Below are 12,761 nucleotides of genomic sequence, written 5' to 3' on the forward strand. Positions count from 1 at the left end.
CCTGGCGGACATACAATCCTGCTCATGATGATTCCCAGCGACAACGACGACATTTTCTGGATGCGGCGCGCCCTGGCGCTGGCGCAGACCGTCATGTACAGCACCGCGCCCAACCCCCGGGTCGGCTGCGTGATCGTGCGCGACGGCCGGGTGCTGGGCGAAGGCGCGACGCAGCCGCCGGGCGGCCCGCATGCGGAAGTCTGCGCCTTGCGCGACGCCCAGGCGCGCGGCGAGTCCGTGGCAGGCTCCACGCTCTACGTCACATTGGAGCCTTGCAGCCATTTCGGCCGCACGCCGCCCTGCGTGGACGCCGTGCTTGCTGCCCGGCCGGCGCGGGTGGTGGTGGCTATCGGCGATCCGAACCCGCTGGTCAACGGCCAGGGGCTGGCGCGCTTGCGCGCTGCCGGCATCGCGGTGGCCACGGGCATCTGCCGCGAGGAGGCGCTGGCCATCAACGCCGGTTTCATCTCGCGCATGAGCCGCGGCCTGCCGTGGGTGTGGATGAAGATGGCAGCCTCGCTGGACGGGCGCAGCGCGCTGCATAACGGCGTATCGCAGTGGATCACCGGGCCGGAGGCTCGCGCCGACGGCCATCGCTGGCGCGCTCGTGCCTGCGTAGTCCTGACCGGCATGGGCACCGTGCTGAAAGACGATCCGCAGCTCAACGCGAGGGGCGTGGACACGCCGCGCCAGCCGCGCAAGGCCGTGGTGGACGGCCGTTTCCAGATCCCGGAGGACGCGCGGTTGTTCGACGGGGCCGAGGTCATCGTCTTTACTGCCCGCGAGGATGCCGCCAAGGCCGCGCGCCTGCAGGCCAAAAACGCCCGCGTGGTGTTGCTGCCGGGCGAGGCGCCGGGCCGGGTCGACCTGCCGGCGATGATGCGCTGGCTGGCCCAGGAACAGTTCAACGAGGTCCACGTGGAAGCCGGCGCGGGCCTGAGCGGCGCGCTGGTCGCGGCGGGCTGCGTGGACGAACTGCTGCTGTATCTGGCGCCCGTGCTGCTGGGCGACGCGGCCGGCATGGTCCGCCTGCCGATCCTGGAGCACCTGGACGGCGCCCGGCGCTACGAATTCATCGAGACCGCGCCCGTGGGCGCGGACCTGCGCGTGCGCGCCAGGGTGACCGACACCTGGAACCAGCTGACGCAGCGGGTGGCGCTGCCGGCGCTGTCCTAGGACGGACGCCGGACGGCTGCTGGCGTGTCGCGGCGTCCGCGGGAAGGGGCATCAGGCCCGGCGCCCGGCTCGTCCCGGACGCGCCGCGGTGTAGCGCCAGGCCAGGACTGCGGCGCCGCCGCCGACCAGGGCCAGCAACGCCGCTGCAAGCAGCAGACCCGGATGGTCGCGGCGCAGACGGTCCCAGGACTTCTCGGCTTGCGTGTAGTGGAACCAGGCTGCCGCCCGGAAGTCCGGCGCGGCGCATTCGCGGCCGAAGGTGCCGCTGAACGGCACTTGCGCACCCTGTTCTATATAGCGCCGGTAGATCGCGGAGGCCTGTTCGGGGGCGTCGTCGATGATGTAGCGGGTGCCTTGGCACAGCACGGCGGCGAAGGCTTGCGAGCGGCGCGGCAGCTCGTCGGCCGCGCGCAGCGCGTGATTCGCCGCGATCTGGCGGTAATGGAAGCGGGCATAGGGCTGCGCTTCGCTGGCGGCGTAGCGCCGGCGTTCCTCTTCGGTGACGAACGGTCCCGGCAGCGCGGCGGCGGCGCGCAGGATGGGCGTGTCGGGCGTGCCGGGATCATCCTCATACGCCTTCCAGCCGGGAACCGCGCTGCGCCCGGCGCCAAAACTCGTGCTGCCGCCATAGACCGCGAAATCCGGTTCCTGCTCGTAGCCCATGATCTCCATCCCGTCGCGACGCGCCAGCCGCGAGGCCTCGTACCAGGCTTCAGCCCGCGTCGTGCGGCCCCAGGCGCTGCCGGCCCGGCGCAACGTGGCGCCGTACTCCGCGGCGAGCTGGCGGGTTCGCGGCAGCCGCACTTCCGATTTGCCGTCGACGCTTTCCAGCGCGGCGTAGCGGGCGTCCGAGTCGGCCGGAAAGTAGGGCAGGGCCTGCTCGATCGAGCCTTCGCGCACCAGGCGGCGCGCCAGCAGGAGGCGCAGGCGGTCGGACGCGGTGACCGGATGCCGCCCCAGCCATTCGTAGAAGTGCTGGGGATCTGGCGGCGCGGATCCGGTAGGCGCGGCCGCCGCGGGCGCGTGCCGGTCGACATAGGCCTTGAGTTCGGCGGTCGTCAGCACGCGCTCGGCCACGTAGGCCGCGTCGTTCCAGTAGGGGGTGGACTGCCAGAAGCCTCCGTCCGAGCCGTCCGGCACGGTGGCGTGCCGTAGCTGGTCCAGCGCCTCCACATATTGTCCGCGCGACAGCGTCAGCACGCCTTGTTCGCCCAGCAGGCGCGCCGCGCCGGTAGCCTCCATGCTGTTGTCGGCGCGTGGAAACGCGCGGGCAGCCTGCGCGTAGGCCAGGGCTGCTGCTTGCGTGTCGCCTTGCCGCAGCGCCAGTTTGGCGCGCACCCACCACGCCAGGGCCGTGTCCAGCCGGGCCGCCAGTTTTTGCGCCAGGTCGTAGCGGCCGATGCGGTAGGCCAGCGCGGCCACGCGGTCGGCGTCCGCCACCTGCTTCAGGTCCTGGGTTTCCAGCGCGGCAACCAGCGATTGCAGCGCCGGATTCGGCGTGACGTTATGTCCCTGCGCGGCGTCGGCAAATCCGGCCTGGCCGGTCGTGTCATAGGCAGCGTAGGGATCGGTGGCACTGTCGGGCATGCCGTCCACGACGTCGCCGACCCTGGCCAGCGCGTAGGCCACCAGCAGCCGTTGCGCGACCGGATCGTCGATCAGCCGGCGCGTGCGCGCCGGATCTTCCAGGGCCCATTGCGCCAGCATGCGCAGCGAGGCATTGCCGCTGGCGGAGTCGCGCGCGGCCTGTTCGGCATACAGGCGCACCGCATGCTTCAGCGAGGCGGCGGGGATGGCGTCGATGCAGGGCTCGGCGTTGACCAGCTCCATATGGCTGCATAGTCCCTGCGGCCCCGCCAGGAACAAGCGGGCCTCCTGACCGTAGCTGGCCACCGCCAGGCCTAGCGGGTCTGGCGCGCCGTCGCGCGCCAGCTGGCGCACGCGGGCATAGGCCTGTGCTGTTGCCTGCCGCTGCGCGTCGGCGTCGCTGGCCGTCAGTTCCGCCTCGTCCCCGATTTCCGCCAGCATATAGGCGGCCCAGACGCTGCGCGCCGCGGCCTGTGGCGGCGGCAACTGGAGAATGGCGCGGTAGCGAGCGCGCGCCTGCTCCAGCAGGCGGTCGGTATCGGCCCCGCGGGCGGCGTGCGTGTCGACCGCGGCGGCCGTATAGAGACGCACCGCTTCCGGTAAACCGGTGCCCAGCGCATAGGCCTGGTCGCCGTCGGGCTGTGCGCGCATCGCGCGCGCTACTGCCCGCTGCGCTGGCGTGAGCGCGGGATCGCGGTCCTCCGGCAGCGCATTCTGCAGGTAGCCGCCATCCGGCAAGTCATAACCTTCGCGGGCTTGCAGCGCATCGCTGGCGCTCACCAGGCGGGCGGCTTCATAGCCGAAAGAGTTGGCCGGCGTGGCGCGCAGCGTGGCCGCGCGGTCATCCAGCAACTGGGCGGGAAACTCCGGCCCGCAAGCGATGACGATGCCGGCGCCCGTCAACAGCAGCAGCGTCGCAAGCAATTTACGGTTGTACATGGAAGCGCGAGGGCCCGTTTTCACAGCGTATCCAGCCTATGTTGCGTTGGCCGCCGGCGCGCAGCAGGCCATCTTGGGAGCGGCGCAGGTACGCGCCGCGGGAGTCTTGTTCGAGGACATAGCCATTGATGCCGTCCGCCGCGCGGCAAGCGCCGTCCCAGCGGATCGCGAAAGGCAGGACCGCGTCGGCATTGCCGCCGTTGGCCAGGATCAGGTCCTGCGCGCCGTTGCCGTCCGCCGACCGCGCCGTGACGGACAGCGCGGGCAGCAAGGGTTGGCGCGTTGCCACTGCGCGCCAGGTCGCCAGGCTCCAGGCGCGTTCGTCGCGCGCGGTGGGCAGGCGGAACCAGACGATGCCCGCCAAGCCGCGCGGGCGGGAGCGGTGGATCTCGTCGACGAAGGCCGCCATGGACGCGGGCGTGGCCACCAGTTCGCTGGCGCGTCCGCCCGGCAGTAGCGCCGAACGTTCGCTTTCGACCGCGGCGATGCTGCCATCGGCATTCCAGCTGACGCGGCTGCCGTAGGTCGCCAACGCCACGCGCCACGGCCGCTGGGTGCGGTCCGCGAAAGCGGCCAGCCAGGCGCTTGCGCGCTTGGCGTTGAACAAGCCCTGTTCGGGACTCAGTACGGCATGCACTTGCAACACTGCTTCATCGGGAATCCGGAGCAGCGCATCGAGTCCGGAGCCGTTCAGCCATGTTGGCAGCGCGGTTATCGACAACGGCAGATCCGGGCCCAGCCCATGCTTCAAAGCTGCAAGGAATGCCGCGTAGGCGGGTAGTTTGGAGGTGGGGCAGTCGTAGTCGATTTCGATGCCGGCCAAGGCGATGCCCGCGTCTATCCATGCGCTACGCGCGGTCGCAATCCGCGCAAGCACATCCGCGACCGGCAGCGCATCGGCGCGGCCGTCCAGGCGCAGCACCATGATGACGGGACGCTTGGCCGCGGCCAACGCGGCCAGATCGGGGGCGGCGGTGAACCAGCGGCGATCCGGGTTCATCTCCGCCATCAGCACGCGCCATGCCCGCACCACGTCTGCGCTGCCGGCCAGCGCCTGGCTGACGGCCGGCGTCCATACCCGCTGCCAGACATAGGCGTCGCCGGGCAGGTCGGCCTGCTTGCCGCAAGCGGCCAGAAGCAGCAGCAAGACGCTGCAAATCGCCGCGGAACAGCGTTTGGCAAGGGCATTCATGCGGCTGGCCAGGATCGGAAAGGCATGGCGCGGCGACGACGACGGGCGGATGGAAAGAGGCGCAATGAATGCGCGGCGCAATTTCGAATGCGTGATTCTATCGCTGCCCGAAGGGGTACTAGCACTCTATGCTTGCGGCTGCCAATCGCGCATGCGCCCATAATTCGCGGCCTGCGGGCAATCGCGATGCGCAAGTGCTATCGATATGCCATCAAGTTTGCGCATGTCTGCGCGGATGCCGCGCTTCGTAGTTGTACGAATTTGGAAGCATGCTGCATGACTATTTTTGGCATTGCGCTAAATGAATTGCCACAAAAACGTCAATTGGCTTTAGCATAGGCTCATGACTTGGCGCTACGTACTGTTGGACTACTCCATGCAATGCCACGCGCCCTCGTCACCACGGATTCACGTGCCGCGTCATCGGTGCTTTTTCAAAACCGAGCCGGCACGCTGCTGAACGAAGACGCTACGCGCCGTTCAGACCGTCCGCTGCCATCGCATAGCGGGCGCATCGGGTTTGTACCCGCATATAAGAATCCCCGGGACATCGCTCTTCCCTTCAATTCATTGCTGAGCATTTCACGCGCGACCGCATCTTGCACGCGCGCATACAGCGATATGCTGAAACCGGACGAGTGAACTTATTCACTTAAGTTGCATTCCCTGACGGAACTTGTATCCGAAGAGTGCAGCCTAATTGGAAAGGGCCTGATCATGCCTTTGGTTGATGTGTGGCGAAAGCAACATACCATCCGGCCGACAGTGCTTATCGCGAGATTGTCTAGTAATGCGCGAGCGCTGAGGCACAATGGGGGCAGGTAGGGACGTATTGGATTTTTCGCGTGTTGTAGGAGGTTTCCGTGCAAAACATCGTCGAAGGCTTCAAGTCGCAGTATGCAAAAGAGCAGGAGTCGGAACTCTCTCTCGAGGAGTACCTCAACCTCGCCAAAAGCGATCCCATGGCGTACGCCAGCCCCGCAGAACGCATGCTGGCGGCGATAGGCGACCCCGAAATCGTGGACACGCGCAACGACCCACGTCTTTCCCGTTTGTTTTCCAACCGGACCATCCGACGCTATCCGGCGTTCCAGGAGTTCTACGGCATGGAGGACGTGATCGGACAGATCGTCGCGTTCTTCAAGCACGCCGCGCAGGGACTCGAAGAGCGCAAGCAAATCCTCTATCTGCTGGGTCCGGTGGGCGGTGGCAAGTCGTCCATCGCGGAGCGGCTCAAGTCGCTGATGGAGGCCTATCCCATCTACGCCTTGAAGGGTTCGCCGGTGAACGAGTCGCCGCTCGGGCTGTTCCATCCGGAACGCTTTGGCGACACGCTCGAAAAGGAATACGGCATTCCGCGGCGCTACCTGAGCGGCATCATGTCGCCGTGGGCCGTGAAACGCCTGAAGGAGTTCGACGGCGACATCTCGAAGTTCCGCGTCGTGCGCCTGAATCCATCGGTGCTGCGCCAGATCGCCATCGCCAAGACCGAACCGGGCGACGAGAACAACCAGGACATTTCCTCGCTGGTGGGCAAGGTCGACATCCGCATGCTCGACCGCCACTCGCAGGACGACCCGGACGCCTACAGCTATTCCGGCGGCTTGTGCCTGGCCAACCAGGGGCTGCTGGAATTCGTGGAGATGTTCAAGGCCCCGATCAAGATGCTGCACCCCTTGCTGACGGCCACCCAGGAAGGCAACTTCAAGGGCACCGAGGGCTTTTCCGCGATCCCGTTCAACGGCGCGATCCTGGCCCACTCGAACGAATCGGAATGGCAGACCTTCCGCAACAACAAGCACAACGAGGCATTCCTTGACCGTATCTATATCGTCAAGGTGCCTTACTGCCTGCAGGTGTCGGAAGAAGTCCGCATCTACGAAAAGCTGCTGCACCACAGTTCGCTGTCCACGGCGCCGTGCGCGCCGGGAACGCTGGACATGATGGCGCAGTTCTCGGTCCTGACGCGCCTGAAAGAACCCGAGAACTCCAGCATCTATTCGAAGCTGCGCGTCTACGATGGTGAAAGCCTGAAGGACGTGGATCCCAAGGCCAAGGCCTTGCAGGAATACAAGGACTACGCCGGCACCGACGAAGGCATGACCGGGGTGTCGACGCGCTTCGCGTACAAGATCCTGTCCAGCGTCTTCAACTACGACCAGACCGAGGTGGCCGCCAACCCGGTGCACCTGATGTACGTGCTCGAGCAGCGCATCGGCCGCGAGGACTATCCCGAGGAAATCCGCCGGCGCTACCTTGAATTCATCAAGGGCTTCCTGGCGCCGCGCTATGCCGAATTCATCGGCAAGGAAATCCAGACCGCCTATCTGGAGTCGTACTCGGAATACGGCCAGAACATCTTCGACCGCTATGTGACCTTTGCCGACTGCTGGATCCAGGACGAGGAATTCCGCGACCCGGAAACCGGTGAAAGCTTCGACCGCAGCGCGCTCAACGACGAACTGGAAAAGATCGAGAAGCCGGCCGGCATCGCCAATCCGAAGGATTTCCGCAACGAGATCGTCAATTTCGTGCTGCGGGCGCGCGCCAACAACAACGGCCGCAACCCGACCTGGACCAGCTATGAAAAGCTGCGCGAAGTGATCGAAAAGAAGATGTTCTCGAACACGGAAGATCTGCTGCCGGTGATCTCCTTCAACGCCAAGGCTTCGGCCGAGGACAAGTCCAAGCACCAGAGCTTCGTGGATCGCATGGTTGAAAAGGGCTACACGGAAAAGCAGGTCAGGCTGCTGTGCGAGTGGTATCTCCGTGTGAGGAAGTCTTCCTGAGCGAGGTGAATCATGAATTCACTTATCGATCGCCGTCTTAACGGGCGCAACAAAAGCGCCGTCAACCGGGAGCGTTTTCTCCGGCGTTACAAGGACCAGATCCGCAAGGCGGTACACGGGATGATCCGTGACCGCTCCATCCAGGACATGGATCAGGGCGGCGAGATCAATCTGCCCGCCCGCGACATCTCCGAACCGACCTTCCATCACGGCCAGGGCGGCGACCGCGAGATGGTGCACCCCGGCAACCGCGAGTTTGCCAAGGGCGACACCTTCGACCGGCCGCAGGGCGGGCAGGGGGAAGGCGGGTCCGAGCCGGGCGAAGGCGAATCGGTGGACCAGTTCACCTTCAGCCTGTCGCGGGCCGAATTCCTGAACCTGTTCTTCGAAGACCTGGAGCTGCCGCACATGGCGCGCACGCAGCTGGGCGAGGTCAGCCAGAAGAAATGGCAGCGCGCCGGCTATACGACCACCGGCTCGCCCAGCATGCTGAGCATCAGCCGCACGCTCAAGTCGTCGCTGGCGCGCCGCGTGGCGCTCAGCGTAAAGGCGCGCGCCGATCTCGAGGACGCCGAGGAACGCCTGGCCAAGGCCGTTGCAGCGGGCGCCTGCGCCGACGACATCAAGGCGTTGGAGCAGGATGTGGAGGATTGCCGCGAGCGCCTGGCGCGCGTACCTTTCCTTGATGACCTGGACCTGCGCTACCGCAACCGCGTGTCGGTCGCCATCCCCATGGCGCGCGCCGTCATGTTCTGCCTGATGGACGTGTCGGGCTCCATGGACGAGAACAAGAAGGACCTGGCCAAGCGCTTCTTCTCGCTGCTTTACCTGTTCCTGTCGCGCAAGTACGAGCACGTCGACCTGGTCTTCATCCGCCACACCGACAACGCCGAGGAAGTCGACGAACAAACCTTCTTCTACGATCCCAAGAGCGGCGGCACCATCGTGCTGTCGGCGCTGGAGCTGATGCGCGAGATCCTGGAAAAGCGCTATCCGCCGACCGCGTGGAACGTGTACGCGGCGCAGGCCAGCGACGGCGACTCGTTCGGCGCCGACGCGGGCAAGAGCGCGCGCTTCCTGGCGGAACACTTGCTGCCGGCCGCGCGCTACTTCGCCTACATCGAAGTGCCCGACTCGCAGGAGGCGCGCAAGAGCAGCCTGTGGGCGGAATATGAACAGAAACTGGAGCCGCACTTCGTCATGCGGCGCATCTGCGAACGCGGCGAGATCTTCCCCGTGTTCCATGACCTGTTCAAAAAGGAAACCGCATGAATGCCATCGTGGGAGCGCTCGTGGAACCGGAGGCCGCCGGCAGCGCCCGGCCGATCTCCCAGGGTTCCGAATGGACCTTCGAACTGATCCAGTCCTATGACGACGCGATCTCCAAGATCGCCGCCGAGTACGGACTGGACACCTACCCGAACCAGATCGAGGTAATCACCTCTGAACAGATGCTGGACGCCTACGCGTCGGCCGGGCTGCCCATCGGGTATCCGCACTGGTCGTACGGCAAGGAATTCATCCGCAACGAACAGTTCTACCGCCGCGGCATGCAGGGGCTGGCGTACGAGATCGTCATCAATTCCAACCCTTGCATCTCCTATCTCATGGAAGAGAACTCCATGACGATGCAGGCGCTGGTGATTGCGCACGCCTGCTACGGCCACAACTCGTTCTTCAAGGGCAACTACCTGTTCCGCCAATGGACCGACGCGGACGGCGTGCTGGACTATCTGGTCTTCGCCCGCAAGTACGTGATGTCCTGTGAAGACCGCTACGGCATCGACGCGGTGGAAGCCCTGCTCGACTCCTGCCACGCGCTCTCGCACCATGGCGTGGACCGCTACAAGCGCCCGACGCCGATCTCCTACAAGGAAGAGGCCGCGCGCCAGGCTGAACGCCAGGAGCACGCGCGCCTGCAATACAACGACCTGTGGCGGACCCTGCCGCGCCTTGAAGCCGACAAGGACGCGCACGTCGCGGCTTCGGTTTTCCCGCCGGAGCCCGAAGAAAACCTGCTGTATTTCATTGAGAAATATTCGCCCAAGCTCGCGCCGTGGCAGAAAGAGCTGGTGCGCATCGTCCGCAAGGTCGCGCAGTATTTCTATCCGCAGACCCAGACCAAGGTCATGAACGAGGGCTGGGCCACGTTCTGGCACTACACCATCCTTAATCGGCTGCATGAAAAAGGGCTGGTGAACGACGGCTTCATGATGGAGTTCCTGCAAAGCCACACCAACGTGGTCAGCCAGCGCGGCTTTGACGAGCGCGGCTATGGCGGCATCAACCCGTATGCGCTGGGCTTCGCCATGATGTCCGATATCCGCCGCATCTGCGAGGCGCCCACGCCCGAGGATCGGCGCTGGTTCCCCGACATCGCCGGCGGCGACTGGCTGAAGACGCTGGACTTCGCCATGCGCAACTTCAAGGACGAGTCCTTCATCTCGCAGTACCTGTCGCCCCGCCTGATCCGCGAGTTCCGCTTCTTCGCGATCTCCGACCACCAGGCCAACCCCAAGCTGGAAGTCGCCGCCATCCACGACGACGACGGCTACCGCGACATCCGCCGCCTGCTGGCCGCGCAGCACAACCGCGACAACCAGGTGCCGGATATCCAGGTGGTCCGCTTCAACCGCGATTCCGACCGCTCGCTGGTGCTGCGCCACTTGAAGAGCCGCGGCCGTCCGCTGGCCGGCGACGACGCCGAACAGGTGATGAAGCATCTGGCGAGGCTGTGGGGCTTCAAGGTGCGCCTGGAAGAGACCGAGCCAGACGGCACGGTCAGCTCCTACCGGGAACAGGACCCGCCGGCATCGGCTTAGCGGCAAGGCAGGCAAGAGGGGGGGCGCGGATGTCGTCCCCTTTTCTTTGGCCGCTTGTCGATGGTTCGCGAAATCTGCTAGAATCGCGGATTCGCATTTTCTGCAGCGGCTTGTCCGTAGCGAAAATCGCAAATAGGACAGGTGGCCGAGCGGTTGAAGGCGCACGCCTGGAAAGCGTGTATACGTCAAAAGCGTATCGGGGGTTCGAATCCCCCTCTGTCCGCCAAGATTCACACTGCATGACAGTGCATAAAAAAACCCGCAAGCGCTCAAGCCTTGCGGGTTTTTTGCATTTGCGCGGAAAAAGCCGCCCGGCGGCGTTAGCCGGGCGGTTTCATACGCCGGAACGCTTACGCGCCCACCGGCTTCCCATCCGTACGCCGCACCACCACCGTCGCGGAGCGGGCGTCGCCGCCGGCCGCGCGCAGCGTGTTCCAGGTCTGGTCCGGATGCTGGATGTTGATGAAGAACGTGGTCAGGTCCGGCGTGTAGGCAATGCCGGTGATTTCGCAGCCCAGCGGACCGACCAGGAAGCGCTTGGATTCGCCGGTCTTCTGGTCGATGTAGTACATCGAGTTGTTGCCGAAGAAGTCCGTGGTCGACGCGCTGGTGCCGGCGTCGGTCTGGACCCACAGGCGGCCCTTGGGGTCGACGCGGATGCCGTCGGGGCTGGAGAAGGTATCGCCGTTGACGTTGCCGGTCAGGTTGGCGGCCACGCCGTCGGCCTTGTCGCGGCCGGCCAGCAGCAGCAGGTCCCATTCGAAGGAGGTGGCCAGCGGCGAGTCGCCGCGCTCGTGCCAGCGGATGATGTGGCCGTGCGAGTTGCTGGCGCGCGGGTTGGCGGCGCTGGTGCGCTTGCGGCTGCCGTTGTTGGTCAGCGTGCAGTACACGGTCTTGTCCACGCCCACCGTGATCCACTCGGGGCGGTCCATCAGCGTTGCGCCGGCGACGCGGGCGGCGGCCTGGGTGTTGACCAGCACGTCAGCCTGCGTGTTGAAGTTGACCAGCTTGCCGGTGATCACGGTGCCGCTGGCGATCTGCGTGAAGTTGCCGGGGTCGGTGGCGCCGGCGGTCAGGTTGTTCTTGCCCACCGTCAGTTCCACCCAGTTGCCGCTGCCGTCGTCGTTGAAGCGCGCGGCGTACAGCGTGCCTTCGTCCAGCAGGCCCATGTTGGCGGCGCGGTTGACGGGGTCGTAGGCCTTGGCGGGCACGAACTTGTAGATGCAGCCGGGCGTGGTGTCGTCGCCCATGTAGAAGGCGACGCGGTTGTTTGCGTCCAGCATGAAGGCCGTGTTTTCGTGGCTGAAGCGGCCCATGGCGGTGCGCTTGACGGCGGTCGAGTCCGGGTTCTGCGGATCGATTTCCACCACCCAGCCGTAGCCTTGGTCGGCCGGCTTGCCGGCGTCGCCGGTCTTGTAGTGGTAGTTGTTGAGCGTTTCTTCGCAGGTCAGGTAGGTGCCCCAGGGCGTGTCGCCGCTGGCGCAGTTGTTCAGGGTGCCGACGACGGTGTCGCCGACCACAGCCTTGGCCGGGCCGCTGACGTTGTAGACGGTGTTGCCGGTGTAGCGCTTGTTGTAGCGCGAGTCGGCCTTGACGGCCCAGGCGCCATTGGCGCCGCGGGCGATTTCGACGACGGATACGCCGACGTTGGACAGGCGGGTCTTCACGCCTTCGACGCTCTGGTCCAGGGTCTCGTCGTCCAGCGCTTCGTGGTTCAGCACCAGCAGGCCGCCCTGGTTGGGGTCCACGCCGGGCAAGGCATAGAAGTGCATGCCGTCGTGCTGGCCGCCGGACTGGGTCTCGGTGGCGGGATAGGACTGAGGCACGCCGGCGTAGCCGGCCGAGCCGATCATGCACTTGTCCCCAGCGGAGTAAAGCACTTCGGCGACGTAGCCAGCGGGCACGGTGACGGTGTCGGCGACGATCTTGTCGGCCAGCGGGGTGAACGTGACGGAGTAGTCGGGGCCGGGGGGCGGCTTCGTTTCGCCGCCCTCGCCAGGTTGGGTGCCGGAGGAATCGTCGTCGTCATCGTCGCTGCCGCCACAGGCGGTCAGCAGGGTCGATGCGCCGAACACGGACAACATTGACAGGCCGAAGCTGTTCTTCAGCAAAGTGCGGCGCTGGGGATTCGCGGCGACGATCTCGTCGAACATCTGCCCGGGCACGGTGACTTCGCCTTGGGCTTCGCGATGGGGGGCGCGCAATTTATCAGTCAAGTAAGACATTCCAACCTCATAGTGTCGCGAACGAGTCGCT

The 12,761-nt window shown here is 65.6% G+C and carries 7 protein-coding genes and 1 tRNA gene; 5 read left to right on the top strand and 3 right to left on the bottom strand.

Annotated features, from left to right (window positions below):
• Positions 1 to 24: 24 nt before the first annotated feature.
• A complete protein-coding gene (gene ribD, locus WBB14_RS24530; protein WP_424242071.1) occupies positions 25 to 1,176 on the top strand; it encodes a bifunctional diaminohydroxyphosphoribosylaminopyrimidine deaminase/5-amino-6-(5-phosphoribosylamino)uracil reductase RibD in 1,152 nt (383 codons plus the stop codon).
• Between the two features lie 51 nt (positions 1,177 to 1,227).
• On the opposite strand, the gene WBB14_RS24535 is transcribed toward ribD, so the two are convergent.
• Positions 1,228 to 3,702, bottom strand: coding sequence for a hypothetical protein (locus WBB14_RS24535; RefSeq protein ID WP_424242072.1), 2,475 nt, complete (start codon positions 3,700 to 3,702; stop codon positions 1,228 to 1,230).
• Entirely contained in the window at positions 3,689 to 4,849 is a 1,161-nt protein-coding gene (locus WBB14_RS24540; protein ID WP_424242073.1) for a DUF3142 domain-containing protein, read from the bottom strand. The genes WBB14_RS24535 and WBB14_RS24540 overlap by 14 nt, the downstream gene beginning before the upstream one ends.
• Positions 4,850 to 5,766: 917 nt before the next feature.
• On the opposite strand from WBB14_RS24540, the gene WBB14_RS24545 reads away from it, so the two are divergent.
• The 4 genes from WBB14_RS24545 to WBB14_RS24560 all read left to right on the top strand — a co-directional run bounded on the left by WBB14_RS24545 (position 5,767) and on the right by WBB14_RS24560 (position 10,731).
• The gene (locus WBB14_RS24545; protein ID WP_424242095.1) at positions 5,767 to 7,683 is read left to right on the top strand and encodes a PrkA family serine protein kinase; all 1,917 of its coding nucleotides are present in this window, start codon (positions 5,767 to 5,769) and stop codon (positions 7,681 to 7,683) included.
• Positions 7,684 to 7,695: 12 nt separating this feature from the next.
• Entirely contained in the window at positions 7,696 to 8,955 is a 1,260-nt protein-coding gene (locus WBB14_RS24550) for a YeaH/YhbH family protein (protein WP_424242074.1), read from the top strand.
• The gene (locus WBB14_RS24555; RefSeq protein WP_424242075.1) at positions 8,952 to 10,505 is read left to right on the top strand and encodes a SpoVR family protein; all 1,554 of its coding nucleotides are present in this window, start codon (positions 8,952 to 8,954) and stop codon (positions 10,503 to 10,505) included. Before WBB14_RS24550 ends, WBB14_RS24555 begins: the two co-directional genes overlap by 4 nt.
• A gap of 135 nt (positions 10,506 to 10,640) precedes the next feature.
• A tRNA-Ser gene (locus WBB14_RS24560) sits at positions 10,641 to 10,731 on the top strand.
• A 124-nt stretch (positions 10,732 to 10,855) separates the two neighbouring features.
• On the opposite strand, the gene WBB14_RS24565 is transcribed toward WBB14_RS24560, so the two are convergent.
• Positions 10,856 to 12,730, bottom strand: coding sequence for a PhoX family protein (locus tag WBB14_RS24565; protein WP_424242076.1), 1,875 nt, complete (start codon positions 12,728 to 12,730; stop codon positions 10,856 to 10,858).
• Positions 12,731 to 12,761: the final 31 nt, after the last annotated feature.

The organism is Achromobacter sp. (assembly GCF_049647645.1).
Lineage (GTDB): Bacteria > Pseudomonadota > Gammaproteobacteria > Burkholderiales > Burkholderiaceae_B > Achromobacter.

Bases quoted from the DNA above. Each gene is read 5' to 3' on its own strand.
- ribD (WP_424242071.1), top strand. From the start codon at position 25: ATGATGATTCCCAGCGACAACGACGACATTTTCTGGATGCGGCGCGCC.
- WBB14_RS24535 (WP_424242072.1), bottom strand. From the start codon at position 3,702: ATGTACAACCGTAAATTGCTTGCGACGCTGCTGCTGTTGACGGGCGCC.
- WBB14_RS24550 (WP_424242074.1), top strand. From the start codon at position 7,696: ATGAATTCACTTATCGATCGCCGTCTTAACGGGCGCAACAAAAGCGCC.
- WBB14_RS24555 (WP_424242075.1), top strand. From the start codon at position 8,952: ATGAATGCCATCGTGGGAGCGCTCGTGGAACCGGAGGCCGCCGGCAGC.
- WBB14_RS24565 (WP_424242076.1), bottom strand. From the start codon at position 12,730: ATGTCTTACTTGACTGATAAATTGCGCGCCCCCCATCGCGAAGCCCAA.